16 protein-coding genes are annotated in these 14,720 nt (G+C 70.1%); 10 read left to right on the top strand and 6 right to left on the bottom strand.

The features are described from left to right. Positions 1–5 precede the first annotated feature (5 nt). The 3 genes from AC3A6G_RS21920 to norR form a co-directional block, all read right to left on the bottom strand. Positions 6–683, bottom strand: coding sequence for an NHL repeat-containing protein (locus tag AC3A6G_RS21920; RefSeq protein ID WP_487874570.1), 678 nt, complete (start codon positions 681–683; stop codon positions 6–8). A 75-nt stretch (positions 684–758) separates the two neighbouring features. Beyond that, on the bottom strand, positions 759–1,982 hold the full coding sequence (locus tag AC3A6G_RS21915) for a helix-turn-helix domain-containing protein (RefSeq protein WP_487865013.1): 1,224 nt from the start codon (positions 1,980–1,982) through the stop codon (positions 759–761). A 124-nt stretch (positions 1,983–2,106) separates the two neighbouring features. Continuing rightward, on the bottom strand, positions 2,107–3,687 hold the full coding sequence (norR, locus tag AC3A6G_RS21910) for a nitric oxide reductase transcriptional regulator NorR (RefSeq protein ID WP_487874535.1): 1,581 nt from the start codon (positions 3,685–3,687) through the stop codon (positions 2,107–2,109). A gap of 140 nt (positions 3,688–3,827) precedes the next feature. Between norR and hmpA the strand changes: the two genes are divergently transcribed. The 3 genes from hmpA (at position 3,828) to AC3A6G_RS21895 (ending at position 6,078) form a co-directional block, all read left to right on the top strand. Then, complete coding sequence (gene hmpA, locus AC3A6G_RS21905) at positions 3,828–5,027, top strand: NO-inducible flavohemoprotein (RefSeq protein WP_487874534.1); 1,200 nt, start codon at positions 3,828–3,830, stop codon at positions 5,025–5,027. Positions 5,028–5,307: 280 nt separating this feature from the next. After that, positions 5,308–5,871, top strand: a complete 564-nt coding sequence (locus tag AC3A6G_RS21900; protein WP_487874533.1) for a type 1 glutamine amidotransferase domain-containing protein — start codon at positions 5,308–5,310, stop codon at positions 5,869–5,871. 15 nt (positions 5,872–5,886) lie between these two features. Beyond that, positions 5,887–6,078, top strand: a complete 192-nt coding sequence (locus tag AC3A6G_RS21895) for a hypothetical protein (RefSeq protein ID WP_487861989.1) — start codon at positions 5,887–5,889, stop codon at positions 6,076–6,078. Here AC3A6G_RS21895 and AC3A6G_RS21890 read toward each other — a convergent pair. Then, entirely contained in the window at positions 6,059–7,276 is a 1,218-nt protein-coding gene (locus AC3A6G_RS21890; protein ID WP_487874532.1) for an MFS transporter, read from the bottom strand. The genes AC3A6G_RS21895 and AC3A6G_RS21890 overlap by 20 nt on opposite strands. A gap of 102 nt (positions 7,277–7,378) precedes the next feature. Here AC3A6G_RS21890 and AC3A6G_RS21885 point away from each other — a divergent pair, with 102 nt between their 5' ends. Then, positions 7,379–8,008 carry a TetR/AcrR family transcriptional regulator gene (locus AC3A6G_RS21885; protein ID WP_487874531.1) on the top strand — a complete coding sequence of 210 codons (630 nt, stop codon included), beginning with the start codon at positions 7,379–7,381 and terminating at the stop codon, positions 8,006–8,008. A gap of 4 nt (positions 8,009–8,012) precedes the next feature. Here AC3A6G_RS21885 and AC3A6G_RS21880 read toward each other — a convergent pair whose 3' ends face one another. Beyond that, a complete protein-coding gene (locus AC3A6G_RS21880; RefSeq protein WP_487874530.1) occupies positions 8,013–8,546 on the bottom strand; it encodes a peroxiredoxin-like family protein in 534 nt (177 codons plus the stop codon). A gap of 83 nt (positions 8,547–8,629) precedes the next feature. Here AC3A6G_RS21880 and AC3A6G_RS21875 point away from each other — a divergent pair, with 83 nt between their 5' ends. The 3 genes from AC3A6G_RS21875 to AC3A6G_RS21865 are packed head-to-tail and all read left to right on the top strand — an operon-like array spanning position 8,630 to position 11,060. Next, on the top strand, positions 8,630–9,427 hold the full coding sequence (locus tag AC3A6G_RS21875) for an AraC family transcriptional regulator (RefSeq protein WP_487874529.1): 798 nt from the start codon (positions 8,630–8,632) through the stop codon (positions 9,425–9,427). A gap of 48 nt (positions 9,428–9,475) precedes the next feature. Next, the gene (locus AC3A6G_RS21870; RefSeq protein WP_487874528.1) at positions 9,476–9,802 is read left to right on the top strand and encodes an XRE family transcriptional regulator; all 327 of its coding nucleotides are present in this window, start codon (positions 9,476–9,478) and stop codon (positions 9,800–9,802) included. After that, complete coding sequence (locus AC3A6G_RS21865; RefSeq protein ID WP_487874527.1) at positions 9,795–11,060, top strand: type II toxin-antitoxin system HipA family toxin; 1,266 nt, start codon at positions 9,795–9,797, stop codon at positions 11,058–11,060. Before AC3A6G_RS21870 ends, AC3A6G_RS21865 begins: the two co-directional genes overlap by 8 nt. Here AC3A6G_RS21865 and AC3A6G_RS21860 read toward each other — a convergent pair. Beyond that, positions 11,015–11,911 (bottom strand): LysR family transcriptional regulator, encoded by an 897-nt coding sequence (locus tag AC3A6G_RS21860; protein WP_487865022.1) that lies wholly within the window; start codon positions 11,909–11,911, stop codon positions 11,015–11,017. The genes AC3A6G_RS21865 and AC3A6G_RS21860 overlap by 46 nt on opposite strands. An 89-nt stretch (positions 11,912–12,000) precedes the next feature. Between AC3A6G_RS21860 and AC3A6G_RS21855 the strand changes: the two genes are divergently transcribed. From AC3A6G_RS21855 to AC3A6G_RS21845, 3 genes are read left to right on the top strand one after another with little or no spacing between them, the layout of a single operon-like run. After that, a complete protein-coding gene (locus AC3A6G_RS21855) occupies positions 12,001–13,176 on the top strand; it encodes a CaiB/BaiF CoA transferase family protein (RefSeq protein WP_487874526.1) in 1,176 nt (391 codons plus the stop codon). Beyond that, positions 13,173–13,676 (top strand): MaoC family dehydratase, encoded by a 504-nt coding sequence (locus tag AC3A6G_RS21850; RefSeq protein WP_487874525.1) that lies wholly within the window; start codon positions 13,173–13,175, stop codon positions 13,674–13,676. The genes AC3A6G_RS21855 and AC3A6G_RS21850 overlap by 4 nt, the downstream gene beginning before the upstream one ends. Before the next feature lie 39 nt (positions 13,677–13,715). Then, positions 13,716–14,714: a tripartite tricarboxylate transporter substrate binding protein gene (locus tag AC3A6G_RS21845; protein ID WP_487861999.1), complete on the top strand. Its 999-nt coding sequence runs from the start codon at positions 13,716–13,718 to the stop codon at positions 14,712–14,714. The last annotated feature ends 6 nt before the right edge of the window (positions 14,715–14,720 follow it).

Raw genomic sequence — 14,720 nt, 5'->3', positions numbered from 1 at the left:
TCGCCTCAGGCGCGCACGGCCTTGGGCCGGCGCACCGCGCGGACCTTGCCGCTCGCGCCGCCGCCGCAGTAGAAGAGATCGGCGCCGTCCGATTCGAGCCCGCTGACGCCGGTGCCCTGCGGCATCTCGAGCCGCGCGAGCACCGCGCCGCTCTGCGGATCGATGCGGCGCAGGTCGCTTTCGTCGCCTTCCCAGGTGCCGTGCCACAGCTCGCCGTCGACCCAGGTCACGCCGGTCACGAAGCGCGTGCATTCGATGGTCCGCTTCACCGCGCCGGTGGCGGGGTCGATCTGGTGGATCTTGCGGTCGCGGTACTGGCCGACCCAGAGGCTGCCTTCGGCCCAGGTGAGCCCCGAATCGCTGCCGGCGCCAGGCGAGGGGATCGAGGCCAGCACCCGGCCCGTGGCGGGATCGATCTTGTCGATGCGCGCTTCGGCGATCTGGTAGAGGTGCGTGCCGTCGAACGCGGTACCGGCGTCGGCGGCGCGGTCGAAGGCGCGCGCCGATTCACCGCTGGCGGGGTCGAAGGCGACGAGTTTCGCGCCGATCGCGGCCCAGACATGCCGCCCGTCGTGCGTCACGCCGCCGACCGAGGTCGCGGGTTCGAAGGGGCCGTACTCGCGCACGATCTCGGCGGGCTGCGTGGTGGGTTCGGCGCGGTGGCTGCTGCCGCTCGTCGCCATCGTCGTCGTGGTGGTCTTGCTGCTCATGGCTGCTCCTGGTGATGAATCGCGCCGGTTCGACGCCCTGGAGCCACTCTATTCAATCGGCAGCGCAGCGGGGAGTAACAAGATCGTCGTGAATCCCGCGAGCGGCGGCGCGAGCCAGCGGCGCGAGCGCGTCTGGCCGATGGAGCGCACACGGCCTTCGGCCTCGAGCTCGGCGAGCGCGCGCTGCACCGTGCGCTGGCTCGCGCCGAGTGCGAGCGCGAGCGCCGAGGTCGACCACGCCGCCCCGTCGGACAGCAGGGCCACCAGCGCACCCTGGTCGCCATCGACGGGTGGCGCGAGCACGGCCACCGCACGCTCGCCATGCGGATGGAGCACGAAGCCGCGCGCGGTGGCCTCGATGGCCGCGAGCGGCGCCACGAGCGCACGCAAGCGCCCGATCTCGACGCGCAGCCGCGCGCGGTGCGTCTCGTCGGGGAGGCGCATGCGAAAGGCATGCGCGATCAGCGCTTCGCGGTCGATGTCGGCAGGCCAGGCCTCGGCCAGCGCCCGCGCGAGCGCGAACAGCACCGGCCGGCGCGCCAGCGACCGCCATCGCCCGCCGGCACCGACGCCGCGGCGGCAGGCATCGACCACCAGCGCGTCCGATGCCAGCAGCGCCGCGACCTCGTCGAGGCGCAACGCCTGCTCGCCGCCCGCAGCGAGACGCCGCGCGGCCGGCCGCTCGAGCACGGCCTGCGCCTCGGCCACTTCGGCGCGCAACGCAGGCACGCCCGCACGGTCGGCCGCCTCGCGGGCCCGCGCAAGCGCCGCCCGCGCTGCCTCCACGCGCAGCGAGCGTAGCGCGAGCTCGGCCTGTGCGAGCGCTGCCACCGCCGCGAGCGACGGCGAAAGCCCCTTCGCATCCACGAGCCGCGCGAGCGCCTCCGCGGCTTGGTCGAGCCGGCCCAGCAGCAGCAGCCGACGCGCCGCGATGAGCCGCGCCTGCAGCGCATTGGCCGCATCGCCGTGCGCTTCGAGCGTGGCCGCCGCCTGCGCGAGCCCGCGCGGTGAATCGCCGATGTCGCGCGCGGCCAGCGCCACCTCGGCTTCGGCCACCACGCAGCGGGCACGTGCGAGTTCTTCATGGACGCCGAAGCCGCGCGCCGCCAGCCGCAGCAATTCGCGCGCACGCGACAGCTCGCCGAGCTGCGCCATCGCGATGCCGCGCAGCGCGAGCGCCGGCGGATCGTCGCGCAGCGCCACGCGCTTGAGCGCGCCGAGCGCATCGCCCGCGGCCAGCGCGCGCGCGGAAGCGGCGATCAGCGAATCCATGCCGTCCGGTCCGTCGTCGGGTGTTCGATGTCCATGCGCCTTCCGTCGTGGGGCCGCGCATTGCGCCGCCGTGCCCGGAATGTAATGGCACGCCGATACGCGACGCATCGGTGCACGTCGACCGCTATGGCGCTTCCGCCCGCGCCACCCCGAGCTTGCGCAGCGCGCGATGAAAGTTGCTGCGGTCCATGCCGGCCTCGCGCGCCGCATCGGCCACATGGCCGAGGTGCCGTGCCAGCACCTCGGCGAGCCAGGCGCGCTGAAAGGCTTCGGTGGCTTCGCGCAGCGTGCCGCCGGCAGATACCGCGGCGGTGGATGGAGCGATGGCCGCTGAAGGCTCGGCCGCAGCCGGCGCAGCCGGCGCTGCCGCCGCGCCGGCCGTCACCGCGGCCGCATCGAGCGCAAGGTGGTGCGGCTCGATCGCCGTCCAGCGCGCGCCGCGGCGCGGCTCGGTGAAGGCCCTGAGCGACGCGCGGCTGATCACATGCTCGAGCTCGCGCACGTTGCCGGGCCAGCGGTGCGCGAGCAGGGCGGCCTTCGAGGCCGGCGACAGCCGCAGGTTGCGCGCACCCAGGCGGTGCTGGTTCTCCTCGAGGAAGCCGCCGGCCAGCGCCACCACGTCGCGCCCGCGCGCACGCAGCGGCGGCACTACCAGCGGGTACACCGAGAGCCGGTGGTAGAGGTCGGCGCGAAAGCGGCCCTGCGCGATGGCGGCAGGCAGGTCGCGGTTGGTGGCCGCGATCACGCGCACGTCGACCTTGAGCGTCCGGTCGCTGCCGGGGCGCTGCACCTCGCCGCTTTGCAGCACGCGCAGCAGCTTGGCCTGCACGCCGAGCGGCAGCTCGCCGACCTCGTCGAGAAACAGCGTGCCGCCGTCGGCGAGCTCGAACTTTCCGCTGCGGTCCTGCACCGCGCCGGTGAAGGCGCCGCGCTTGTGGCCGAACAGCTCGCTGTCGGCCAGCGACTCGGGCAGCGCCGCGCAGTTCACCTGCACCAGTGGCGCATCGTGGCGCCGCGAGCGGGCATGCAGGCGCTGCGCGACCAGGTCCTTGCCGACGCCGGTCTCGCCGAGCAGCAGCACGGTCAGGTCCGATGCGGCGACGGTGTCGATCTCGCTGCAGAGCTGCTTCATCGCGGGGCTGTTGCCGAGCAGTTCGCGCGGCGCGCCGCGGCCCGCGCGCAATGCCTGCACCACGGCCTGCTCGCGCATGGCACGCGCCGCCATGTCCTCGATGGTCTGCGCGGCTTCGATGCCGGTCTCGACCAGCGCGACCAACGCGTCGAGCTGCGCCGGGCTCACCGCCTCGAAGGTGCCCGGGTCGAGTGCGTCGAGCGTGAGCAGGCCCCACACCTCGCCGCGCAACCTGAGCGGCGCGCCCATGCAGTCGTGCACCGGCAGCAGCGTCGGCTGCCCGGCGACGAGGCCGTCGTACGGATCGGGCAGGCCGCAGTCGTGCGCAAAGCGCAGGCCGCGCCCGCTCTCGAGCAGGCGCGCAAAGCGCGGATGCGCCGCCACCGGGAACTGGCGCCCGAGCGTCTCGTCGCTGAGCCCGTCGACCGCGAGCGGGCGCAGCACCTCGCCTTCGAGCCGCAGCAGCGCCGCCGCATCGCAGCGCACGAGCCCGCGCGCGGCGGCCAGCAGCGCACGGAAGCGCTGGCCTTCCGTAGCGAGGTTTGTGGTCGATTCGACACTTTCCGTGGTCATTTGCACAACATCCTGTTTGTTGCGAATTTGACCACGCTTGAAGAATCCCCAACAGCAGCAGGCACTTGCGAGCGCCCGCCGGCTGGCACGGAACGTGAGAGTGCACAGGCATCCGTCACCATCGTTCGAAGGACACCCAGATGAACCCCCAGACCATTGCCATTGTCAAGGCCACCGTGCCCGCGCTCCAGGCGCACGGCGAGGCGATCACCCGCCACTTCTACCAGCTCATGTTCGATCGCCATCCCGAGGTGAAGGCCTTCTTCAACGAGGCGCACCAGGCCCAGGGCAGCCAGGCGCGCGCGCTCGCGGGTGCGGTGGTGGCCTATGCGCAGCACATCGACCGCCTCGAAGAGATCGCGGGCGCATTGCCACGCATCATCCAGAAGCATGCCGCGCTCGGCGTGCTGCCCGAGCACTATCCGGTCGTCGGCGCCTGCCTGCTGCAGGCGATCAGGGACGTGCTCGGCGAGGCGGCAACCGACGACATCATCAATGCCTGGGGCGAGGCCTACCAATCGCTCGCGGCGCTGCTGATCGGCGCGGAGGAAGAGGTCTACCGCGCCAACGCCGCGCAGCCTGGCGGCTGGCGCGGCACGCGCGAATTTCGGGTGGCCCATCGCGAGGACGAGAGCGACATCATCACGTCGTTCTACCTCGAGCCCACCGACGGCGGGCCGCTGCTCGCGTTCACGCCGGGGCAGTACCTCACGCTGGTGCTCGCGATCGACGGCGAGCCGCTGCGGCGCAACTACTCGCTGTCCGACGCGCCGGGCAAGCCGTTCTACCGCATCAGCGTGAAGAAGGAAGAGGGCGGGCGCGCCTCGAACTGGCTGCATGCGTCGGCCACCGTCGGCACGCTGCTGCAGGTGCAGGCGCCCTGCGGCGACTTCGTGCTGCAGCCGGCCGCGGCCGCGGGCGGCGAATCGGCGGCGCGCCCGCTGGTGCTGGTGACGGGCGGCGTGGGCATCACGCCCGCGATGAGCATGCTCGAAGCGGTGGCGCACACGGGGCGGCCGGTGCATTTCATCCACGCGGCGCGGCACGGCGGTGCGCATGCGTTCCGCGCGCGCGTCGATGCGCTCGCGGCGCGGCACCGCAACGTGAAGGCGCTTTACGTCTACGATGCGCCGCGCGCCGTCGACCAGCCGCATGCGACCGGCTTCGTCACGCGCGAACTGATCGCCCAGGCGCTGCCCGAGGACCGCGACGTCGACCTGTACTTCCTCGGCCCCAAGCCATTCATGAAGGCGGTCTATGCGCACGGGCTCGCGCTCGGCGTGCCGAAGCAGCAGCTGCGCTACGAGTTCTTCGGGCCGCTGGAAGCGCTGGAAGGCTGAGCGCGAACGCGCCCGTGTGGGCGCCTTCGTGGGTGCATTTCCTACAGCGCTTCGGTGTCCCGCTGACACACCGCGTCGCGCAGGCATTGCAGTCTGGTTTCTCGATGTGGCGCGCTCCTCGGGGCGGATGCCGAACGGTGCTTCAAAGCAACCAGCGAGCACGATGCGCACCAGACCCGACACACCGGCAGGCAGACCCAACGAGCCAGTCTCCTGGGCGAGCGCATGGTGTGAAAAGCCCGCCACATCCCTTTTTTTTTGAACGAGAAAAGGAGCACCGATGACCAGCAACAAGACCCTGCTCGACGGCGCCAAGGTCGCCATCCTCGTGACCGACGGCTTCGAGCAGGCCGAGATGACCGAGCCGCGCAAGGCGCTCGAGGCAGCGGGCGCGGCGACCTTGATCGTGTCGCCGAAGGACACCGTCGTGCGCGGCTGGAAGCACCACAAGCAGGCCGACGAGTTCAACGTCGACACCCCGCTGTCGCAGGCGGCCGCGCACGAGTTCGATGCGCTGCTGCTGCCCGGCGGCGTGATGAACCCCGATGCGCTGCGCATCGAGGAGGCGGCCATTGCCTTCGTGCGCGACTTCGTGAAGGCCGGCAAGCCGATCGCCGCGATCTGCCACGGCCCCTGGACGCTGATCGAGGCCGATGCGGTCCGCGGCCGCACGCTGACCTCGTGGCCGTCGCTGCGCACCGACCTGACGAACGCCGGCGCGAAATGGGTCGACCGCGAAGTGGTGGTCGACGGCACCCTGATCACGAGCCGCAAGCCGCAGGATCTGCCGGCCTTCGACCGGGAGATGGTCCGCCTCTTCGCGGACGCGTTGGCGCATGCATGAATGAAGGGGTGACACATGACGGTGCAGTGGGACGAACTCCGCGTCGCCTACGAAACCTGGCGTGGCGAGCGCGACAAGCACGACCGCTGGATGACCGCGATCGCGGCCGGCGAGCCGTTCGACAAGGCGGCGCTGCGGCGCGACCTCGACGAACTCGAGGCGCGGCACAGGGTGTTCCTGGAAAAGATCAGGCCCTTCGTGCAGTGACGTGCCTCGCGCGACGATTTGGCCGGGCGAGCGTCGCGACGAATGCCACGGCCGCGGCTGCCGCGAATGCGGGCCGTGGGCCCCATCCCTCCAGAAGGCCGCCGATCAGCGGGGCGGCCACGCCCTGGCCGAGCGACAGCGCAAGGAACGCGAGTCCGACGCCGGCGCCGGGCGCAGAGGCGTACACCTGGGTTCCCCAGATCAGCAGCAGCCCCGTCACGATCATGTAGACGGCACCGAACACCGCCGCGCTGAGCCATGCCACCACATTGACGCTCGGGAATGCGGCCAGCAGGAGGGTCGCGACGCCCAGTGCCAGCATGCCCGCGACCCATCCTGTCGCAATGCCGAAGCGGCGTGCCAAGTCACCGGCGGTGGCGCCGAGCAGGCCCGCACCGCCAAGAAGTATCCAGGCGATGGTCGATGCCCATTCGTCCATCCCGCCGATGGTGACCAGCACATCGCGGCCGAATGTCCATACCGCGCTGCTGGCCACGCCCAGCAGCGCGGCGGCGGCCATCAGCCTGCCGGCGCCGGCAGGCAGCAGCGGCCTTGGCAGCAGCCCGCTCGTCGGACCCCGGCCCACCGTTCGATGCGTTGCTTCGGGGACGGCGAACGCAACCCATAGGACGGACGCCGTGCCGACGACCGCGAAGGACATCCACGCATTTCGCCAATGCGCCTGGGTGAGCAACGCGATCGCGCCGGCAACGGCCAAGCCAAGGCCGGCCGCCGCATTGATCACCGTCTGCATCCGGTCGCGCGCGTTGGTATTCATCGTGCGCGCGACCGCATCGGCCAGCGGAGGCGAGGCCACGCCTGTGCTCGATCCGGCAATGAGCACGCCCGCTGCGAGCACCAGGGTGTTCGGGGCCAAAGCCACCATGAGAACGCCGCCGACCGCGAGACAGCCGGCGGCCACGGCCACGGGACGGGCGCCGACGCGCGGCGTCAGCATCGTGGCCAGGACGATCGCGACGCAATAGGCCGCGTACGAACCAGCGGCGATCAGGCCCACGGTCGCGCCATCGAGGCCGAACTCGGTCCGAAAGACCGGCACGAAGAAGCCGTAGGCGTATCGAGCCAGGCCGTAGCACACGGCGATCAGCAACACGCCGGCCCCCATGAGCTGAAGGTCATGACGCCGAGCGGGCAGCGCCGCCACGGCTTGTTCCGGTTCCAGGCATCGATCCGCCATTTTTGCTCCAATCTCACAGGTCTGTAAACCACTCGAGGTTATCTATACTGGTCTGTGAAGTCAATCGAACACGGGAGGAAAGCCATGGCGAAAGAGAGAACCATGATGAAGCCGGACCATGATCCTGACGGCGTGCTGCGGACACCCGCACTGACGGCCGGTGCGCAGCGCATCCTTGAGGTCGCCTCCGATCTGTTCTACCGGTGCGGCATCCACGCAGTCGGGGTCGACACTATCGCCGCCGAATCAGGCATCACCAAGCGCACGCTGTACGACCGGTTTGGCTCGAAGGAGGGTCTGGTCGAGGCGTATCTCCAGGCGCGGCATCAGCGGTGGTGGGAGCGCATGGAGCGGCGCCTCGCCGAGTCGAAGGGCTCGCGGGTGCTCGCCGTCTGGGCGTCGTACGCCGAGGACACGGAGTCCTCCGACCGCGGCTGCGGATTCATCAACGCCGCCGGGGAACTGCCTGCCGACCACCCTGGCCACCGCGTGATCCGTGCACACAAGCAGGCCGTACGGCGCCACCTTGCGGCACTGATCCGCGCCGATCACCCCGAGATCGGTGAGGCCGACACGGCGGCGGACCTGATCTTCCTGCTGCTCGAAGGCGCCATCGCCCACCGCGGCATCGACGGCGACGACCGGCTGTTGCGGGGCGCACGGACGATGACCGAACGCATACTGCGCGACGACCATCTGGCGGGGAAGGCGACCCGCACGACCGGCGAATGACGCGTTACGCGGGCACCTGCTCGCCGCGCGCCGGGTAGTCGTTCTTGATGACGAAGTCCAGCGCCTGCACCATCTCCGCGAACGCGGGCCGCACGAACGGCATCGACTGGACCGACAGATAGTAGAGGCTGTTGTCGGGCTTCACGAGGAACAGCCCCGGCTCGGAGAACAGCGCGGGCTCCTCGATGCCGATCGAAGTCTTGCCGCGCGAGGCCGACACGTACAGGCCCCATGCGCGTGCGTCGGCCAGCGGCAGGCCATAACCGATGCGCAGCGCCTGCGCGCCGATCTTCTCGGCCATGGCACGTGCGCGATCCTCGGTATCGGAACTGATCGCGATGGCTCGCACGCCGCGCTCGGCAAAGGCGGGCGTGAGCCGCTCCAGCTCCTTCAGGTAGGTGGCGCAGATCGGGCAGTGCAGCCCGCGATAGAAGCACACGAGCGTCATGCGCTCGGGGGTTTCGTCGGCCAGGCGAAAGCGGCCGGCATCGAGCGTCTCGACGGTGAGTTCGGGCGCCTGTTGGCGTGGGATCAACATGGTGGGAGCTCCTTGGGGTTTCGGCAGGATTGCCATGGCTGCCCAAAGATCGCATGCTCGAAGCCATGGAACGTCCGTCTTTCATGATCCAAAGTCCGAACCCGCCGAAGCTCGACCGGCTTGCGGCCTTCATCGAAGTCTTCAAGCTCCGCGTCGCGGTTCTGTCGCCGGCCGAAGCCGGCACCGCGGCGCTGGTGCTCGCGGGTTCGCCGGTGCATGCGGCGCGCATGCTCCTGCGCTCCCGCGGCTTCGCGCAGCTGCCGCCCGACACGTTGGTCGCCGCTGCCGTGGATTTCGACAACGAAGCCAATCCGCTGATGAGCGCCATGCCTGAAGAGATCAGCGTCGCGCTCGACGGTGCGCCCTCACTGCAGGCCACGGCCACTGCATTCATGGCCGAGGCCACCGAAAGCCGTTGCGGCCGCAGCGCGGCGCTGAACCGGCTCGGCGAAGTGCTGGTGCTGATGGTGTTGCGCAGCGCGGTGGACGCGGGTACGCAGAAGCCCGGCCTGTTCGCCGCGCTCGCCCATCCATCGCTGCACCGCGCCGTGGTGTCGATCCACGACATGCCCGCGCGGGCGTGGACCGTCGACGAACTCGCGGGCTGTGCGGCCATGTCCCGCAGCAGCTTCATGTCGACCTTCCGTGCCGTCGTGGGCACCACGCCGATGGCCTACCTGAGCGCATGGCGCCTGGCGCTCGCGAGGCGCTACCTGATGGCCGGCGATACCGTGAAGCTCGCGGCGCGGCGCACCGGCTTCGGCAGTGCCGAGGCGTTCTCGCGCGCATTCTCCAAAGCCTATGGCCATGCGCCGGCCACGATGAAGAGCGCGCGCGCAGGGCGTGCGACCGACGTGCTGCGGCCGGCGACCATCTTCTGACAGAAACTATTATTTCCAGATTTTCTTTATTTGTGAAAGAATAGTTTTATGCCAAGGAGATCGAACGCCGTCGAAAGCCTGCCCGGGGTGGTGCTGAATGCATTGGCGCAGCTTGGCAACGACCTGGCCATCGCGCGCAAGCGCCGCAAGCAGTCGCTGCGCGGATGGGCAGCCCGGTTGAACGTCTCCGTGCCGACGCTGGCGAAGATGGAAAAAGGCGATCCCACGGTATCGGCGGGCGTCTACGCCACAGCGCTCTGGCTGACAAGGCGCCATGAGGCCCTGGCGGCATTGGCGGACCCGAAGCACGATCTGGTAGCGCTGGAAAACGACGTCCAGACGGCCACGCGCCGGGGAGCGAAGACCCATGTCTGACGGCAGCACCTACGAACCGACGGACCGGCTGTCGCTCTGGATGCTCACCGACCCGCACAACCCCGTGCGCGTGGGCGAGGTCTCGCTGTCGCTGCGCGGGCAGGGCGTGGCCTTGCGCTATGACTCACATTGGCTTCGGCACGGGTTTGCGATCAGCGAGGATCTCCCGCTCGTCGACGAGCTCTTCGTTCCTTCGCAGAAGCAGGAAGCGGCCGGGGCGGTGGACGATGCGCGGCCCGATCGATGGGGTGAGCGGGTCATCCGCAAGTTCGAGCGCTCGCCGCGCATGTCGCTGCTCGAGTTCCTGCTTTTCGCTGGCGCGGACCGCTACGGCGCACTCGGCGTGAGCCAGCTGCCGGACACGTACAGCCCCTGGGGCGCATCGCCGATCCCGACGCTCGGCGATCTTCCGGCGATGGGCGAAGTGATCCGCAAGGTTCTTGCCAATGAAGCCGTTGGAGACATCGAGCAGCGGCTGCTGCGGCCCGGGGTCTCGCTCGGCGGCGCACGGCCGAAGTCGCTGGTCGAGATCGACGGCGAACCCTGGCTCGTCAAGTTCTGCGAAGGCGAGGACGAAGACACGCCGCTGATCGAACATGCAACGATGACGCTCGCCGCGCAGTGCGGCATCGACGTGGCCCCCACGCGGGCGCTGCCGGTGGGCGCGCGGCACGCTGTCGCGGTTCGCCGCTTCGACCGGGACGCGGCCTGGCGCATCCACGCGATTTCTGCGCACGTGGCCTTGCGCGCCGTGGGCGAGGCCTACGGCTACCCGAACCTGGCGCAGCAGTTGCGGCGCATGGCCCGCGCGAACGAGATCGCGCAGCAGCAGGCCCAGCTGTTCAGGCGCATGGTGTTCAACATCCTCATGGACAACACCGACGACCATGAAAAGAACCATGCCCTGCTGCGGCACGCGGACGGCAGCTGGTCCCTGTCACCCGCGTTCGACGTGGTGCCGAGCATGAGCGGCCTCGGCTACCAGGCGCTCCTCGTGGGGCGTGACGGTTCGGCTTCCACGCTGGACAACGCGTTGTCCGGACATGCGGCCTTCGGGCTCAAGCTTCCCGCGGCCAAGGCCATCGTCCAGGCGATGGCACAGGTCGTGGGCCACTGGAAATCGCACTTCCGGGCTTGCGGTGTCGGCGAGGCCGACCTGGCCATGCTCGCGCAGTACCTGGACAACGACAGGCTCGGCACCCAACGCAGGGCCTACGCCGCCGCTGCCGGCGCCAGCACGCTCTCCAGAAAACGCTGAGCCGCTGAAGTCTGGCCGCCGGGCGGCAGCGCGAGCGCGATGCCGATCGCCGTCTGCGCGCCCGGTCCGGCCAGCTTCTTGAAGACGATGTTGCGCGCCACGTGGCGCGCCGCCACCGAGGGCACCAGCGCCACGCCCAGGCCGCTTTCGACCAGGCTGATGAGCGTTTGCACCTGCACCGCCTCCTGCTGCACGTTCGGAATGAACCCCGCCTGCTGGCAGGCCAGCAGCGCCGCGGCGTGCAGGCCCGGCACCTCCATGGCGCCGTACATCACGAAGGTCTCCCCGGCCAGGTCGGCCAGGGTGAGCCGCCGGCGGCGTGCGAGCGGGTGGTCGACCGAGAGCGCCGCCATGAACACGTCGCGCTCCGCCGGGAAGATGCGCGCCTTGCATGCGCGCCCGATCGGAAAGCGCACCAGCCCCACGTCGACGTCGCCGCTTTCCACCATCTCGACGATGCGCGCCGTGGTCGACTCGGCCAGCTGCAGGTGCACGCCCGGGTAGCGCGCACGAAAGCGCGGCAGCACGCGCGGCATCAGCGCATAGGTGGCCGAGCCCACGAAGCCCACGCGCAGGATGCCGGCCTCGCCGCGCGAAGCGGCCTGCGCCGCAAGCGCGAACTGCTCGCTGTGGAACACCGCGCGCCGCGCGTTCTCGAGCGCGGCCGCGCCGGCGGGCGTGAGCTCGGTGCCGCGCCGGTTGCGCACGAACAGCGGCACGCCGAGTTGTTCTTCGAGCCGCCGGATCGAGGCCGACAGCGGAGGCTGCGCCATGTGCAGCCGCTCGGCCGCGCGATGGAAGTTGAGCGTCTCGGCCAGAGCGATGAAGTGGCGCAGTTGGCGTATGTCCATGATCTCCAAAAGGTATCACAGAGCGGGAATTTGATATTGGACGGCGCAGCGCGCCCTTTCCAGAATGGGGGCCAGGAGACAAACAGACGATGCTTCCCCTTCAGGGTGTGAAGGTGCTCGACCTATCGAGCGTGGTGTTCGGGCCGCTGGCCAGCCAGACGCTGGCCGACTACGGCGCCGAGGTGATCAAGATCGAGCCGCCCGAGGGCGACTCGACACGCCACACCGGTCCGGCCGCCGAGGCCGGCATGTCGGCCGTATTCCTCGGCAGCAACCACAGCAAGAAGAGCGTGGTGCTCGACCTCAAGCGCCCGGCCGCACGCGAGGCGCTGCTGGCGCTGCTGGCAGATGCCGACGTGTTCATGCACAGCATGCGTCCGCAGAAGCTCGCCGCGCTCGGCATCGACCCCGAGACGCTGACCGCGCGCTTTCCGCGCCTGGTGTATGCCGGTCTGCACGGCTTTGCGCAAGGAGGTCCCTACGCGGGGCGCCCGGCCTACGACGACGTGATCCAGGGGATGTCCGGGCTGTCGGCCCTGATGGCGCAGCAGGGCGGCGAGGCGCGATACCTGCCCACCATCGCGGCCGACAAGACCTGCGCGCTGGTCGCGGCGCAGGCCATCCTGGCGGCGCTGTTCGGGCGCGAGCGCACGGGCCGCGGCTGCTTCGTCGAGATCCCGATGTTCGAAACCATGGTGGCCTTCAACCTGGTCGAGCACATGTACGGCCGCCACTTCGAGCCGCCGCTCGCCGCGGCCGGCTATCCGCGCGTGCTCACGCCCTGGCGCCGGCCCTGGCGCACCGCCGACGGGCACATCTGCATGATGCCGTACACCACCCAGCACTGGCAGCGCTTCTTCGCCGAAGTCGGCGAGCCGGCGCTGGCGTCCGATCCGCGCTTTGCCGACATGGCCGCGCGCACGCGCCACATCGGCGAGCTGCTCGCGCTCGCCGGCAGCTTCGTGGCGCGCGGCAGCACCGCAAAGTGGCTGGCCACCTGCGAGCGGCTGGAAATCCCGGCCGCACCCATCCGCGCGCTGGACGACCTGCCGGCCGACCCTCACCTCGTGGCCACGGGCTTCTTCGCCGAACTGGACGACCCGCACATGGGGACGATGCGTTTCCCCGGCGTGCCGGTGAAGTTCGACGGGGTGCGCCCGCCGGTGCGCATGCCGCCGCGCCTGGGCGAGCACACACGCGAAAGCCTCGCCGCGGCGGGCTGGTCCGCCGCACGCATCGACACCTTCCTGGAGACCTCCCGATGACCGATCTTCCGCAGTTCACCCCCGCGCACCGCGCGCTGCCCCGCCTGGGCCAAGGCTTCGCCTGGCAGGACCTCTCGGTCGGCCAGCGCATGCGCACCTTCCGGCGCAGCATCACCGAGGCCGACCTCGTCAACTTCATCGGCGTGACCGGCATGCTGGAGGCGATCTTCATCGACGCCGAGTACGAAGCCGGCGCCATCGCGGGCCGCCCCGTGCCGGCCGCGCTCACCTACACGCTGGTGGAAGGCTTCATCCTGCAGACCATGATCCAGGGCACCGGCCTGGCCATGCTCGAGCTGGTGCAGAAGATCCATGCGCCGGTGCGGGTGGGCGACAGCATCGAGGCCGTGGTCGAAGTCACCGGCATCCGGCCGACCTCCAAGGGCAACCGCGCGATCGTCGACTCGCGCATCGAGGTCTTCAACCAGCACGGCCGATGCGTCATGCACTACGACGCGCGGCGCCTGCTCGCGGGCCGCGCCGCGGACGCATCCGCCTGATTTCGAACCGCCAACAACCACAACGGAGACAACACCGCCATGAAAGCAACCCGCCTCTTTTCGCGCCGCCGGCTGGCGATCGCGAGTGCTGCCGCCGCAGTGCTCGCGATCGCCGCCCCGGCCGCCTTCGCACAGGCGCCGGCCTGGCCGGCCAAGCCCATCACGCTGGTCGTGCCGTTCCCGCCGGGCGGGCCGACCGACCTCGTGGCGCGCGTGCTCGCGCAGAAGCTCGGCGAGCAGCTGGGCCAGAGCGTGCTGGTCGACAACCGCGGCGGCGCCAACGGCAACATCGGCGCGCAGATGGTCGCCAAGGCACCGGCCGACGGCTACACCGTCCTCTACAACACCTCGTCGATCGCGCTGAGCCCGGCGCTCTACAAGAGCGTGTCGTACGACGTGCTGAAGGACTTCGCGCCAGTCGCGCTGGTGGCCGTGGTGCCGCTCGCGCTGGTGACCCATCCGTCGATTCCGGCGAACAACGTGAGGGAGTTCGTGGCCTATGCCAAGGCCAACCCCGGCAAGCTCTCGTACGGCTCGGCGGGCAACGGCAACGTGACGCACCTGGGCGCCTTCCAGTTCGTGCAGGCGCACGGCCTGGAGGCCACGCACGTGCCCTACAAGGGCAGCGCGCCGGCCGACGTCGACCTGGTGGGCGGCCAGATCCAGTTCATGACCGACACGGTCAACTCGGTGATGGGCTTCGTGCGCGACAAGCGCATGAAGATGCTGGCGGTGACCACCGCCAAGCGCATGTCGCTGTTTCCCGATGTGCCCACGCTGGCCGAGTCGGGCATGCCCGGCTTCGAGGTGGGCGCATGGCAGGGCGTGATGGTGCCGGCCGCCACGCCGCCGGCCGTGGTGGAGCGCCTGAACGCCGAGATCGTCAAGGCGCTCAAGTCGGCGGAGGTGCGCGACCGGCTGGCCGTGCAGGGCGCCGAACCGCTGGGCTCTACCCCGCAGGAATACGGCGCCTACGTGAAGAAGGAACTGGCACGCTGGGCCGGCGTGGTCAAGGCCACCGGCGTGACTCTGGAATGAAGGTGC

The organism is Variovorax sp. Soil_C_26 (assembly GCF_057657075.1).
This window is presented reverse-complemented; position numbering and strand designations above follow the sequence as displayed.

What these genes read in the sequence shown, in the direction of transcription:
- AC3A6G_RS21920 (WP_487874570.1), bottom strand. Translation starts at nt 683, where the DNA reads ATGGCGACGAGCGGCAGCAGCCACCGCGCCGAACCCACCACGCAGCCC.
- AC3A6G_RS21915 (WP_487865013.1), bottom strand. Translation starts at nt 1,982, where the DNA reads ATGGATTCGCTGATCGCCGCTTCCGCGCGCGCGCTGGCCGCGGGCGAT.
- norR (WP_487874535.1), bottom strand. Translation starts at nt 3,687, where the DNA reads ATGACCACGGAAAGTGTCGAATCGACCACAAACCTCGCTACGGAAGGC.
- hmpA (WP_487874534.1), top strand. Translation starts at nt 3,828, where the DNA reads ATGAACCCCCAGACCATTGCCATTGTCAAGGCCACCGTGCCCGCGCTC.
- AC3A6G_RS21900 (WP_487874533.1), top strand. Translation starts at nt 5,308, where the DNA reads ATGACCAGCAACAAGACCCTGCTCGACGGCGCCAAGGTCGCCATCCTC.
- AC3A6G_RS21895 (WP_487861989.1), top strand. Translation starts at nt 5,887, where the DNA reads ATGACGGTGCAGTGGGACGAACTCCGCGTCGCCTACGAAACCTGGCGT.
- AC3A6G_RS21890 (WP_487874532.1), bottom strand. Translation starts at nt 7,276, where the DNA reads ATGGCGGATCGATGCCTGGAACCGGAACAAGCCGTGGCGGCGCTGCCC.
- AC3A6G_RS21885 (WP_487874531.1), top strand. Translation starts at nt 7,379, where the DNA reads ATGATGAAGCCGGACCATGATCCTGACGGCGTGCTGCGGACACCCGCA.
- AC3A6G_RS21880 (WP_487874530.1), bottom strand. Translation starts at nt 8,546, where the DNA reads ATGTTGATCCCACGCCAACAGGCGCCCGAACTCACCGTCGAGACGCTC.
- AC3A6G_RS21875 (WP_487874529.1), top strand. Translation starts at nt 8,630, where the DNA reads ATGATCCAAAGTCCGAACCCGCCGAAGCTCGACCGGCTTGCGGCCTTC.
- AC3A6G_RS21870 (WP_487874528.1), top strand. Translation starts at nt 9,476, where the DNA reads ATGCCAAGGAGATCGAACGCCGTCGAAAGCCTGCCCGGGGTGGTGCTG.
- AC3A6G_RS21865 (WP_487874527.1), top strand. Translation starts at nt 9,795, where the DNA reads ATGTCTGACGGCAGCACCTACGAACCGACGGACCGGCTGTCGCTCTGG.
- AC3A6G_RS21860 (WP_487865022.1), bottom strand. Translation starts at nt 11,911, where the DNA reads ATGGACATACGCCAACTGCGCCACTTCATCGCTCTGGCCGAGACGCTC.
- AC3A6G_RS21855 (WP_487874526.1), top strand. Translation starts at nt 12,001, where the DNA reads ATGCTTCCCCTTCAGGGTGTGAAGGTGCTCGACCTATCGAGCGTGGTG.
- AC3A6G_RS21850 (WP_487874525.1), top strand. Translation starts at nt 13,173, where the DNA reads ATGACCGATCTTCCGCAGTTCACCCCCGCGCACCGCGCGCTGCCCCGC.
- AC3A6G_RS21845 (WP_487861999.1), top strand. Translation starts at nt 13,716, where the DNA reads ATGAAAGCAACCCGCCTCTTTTCGCGCCGCCGGCTGGCGATCGCGAGT.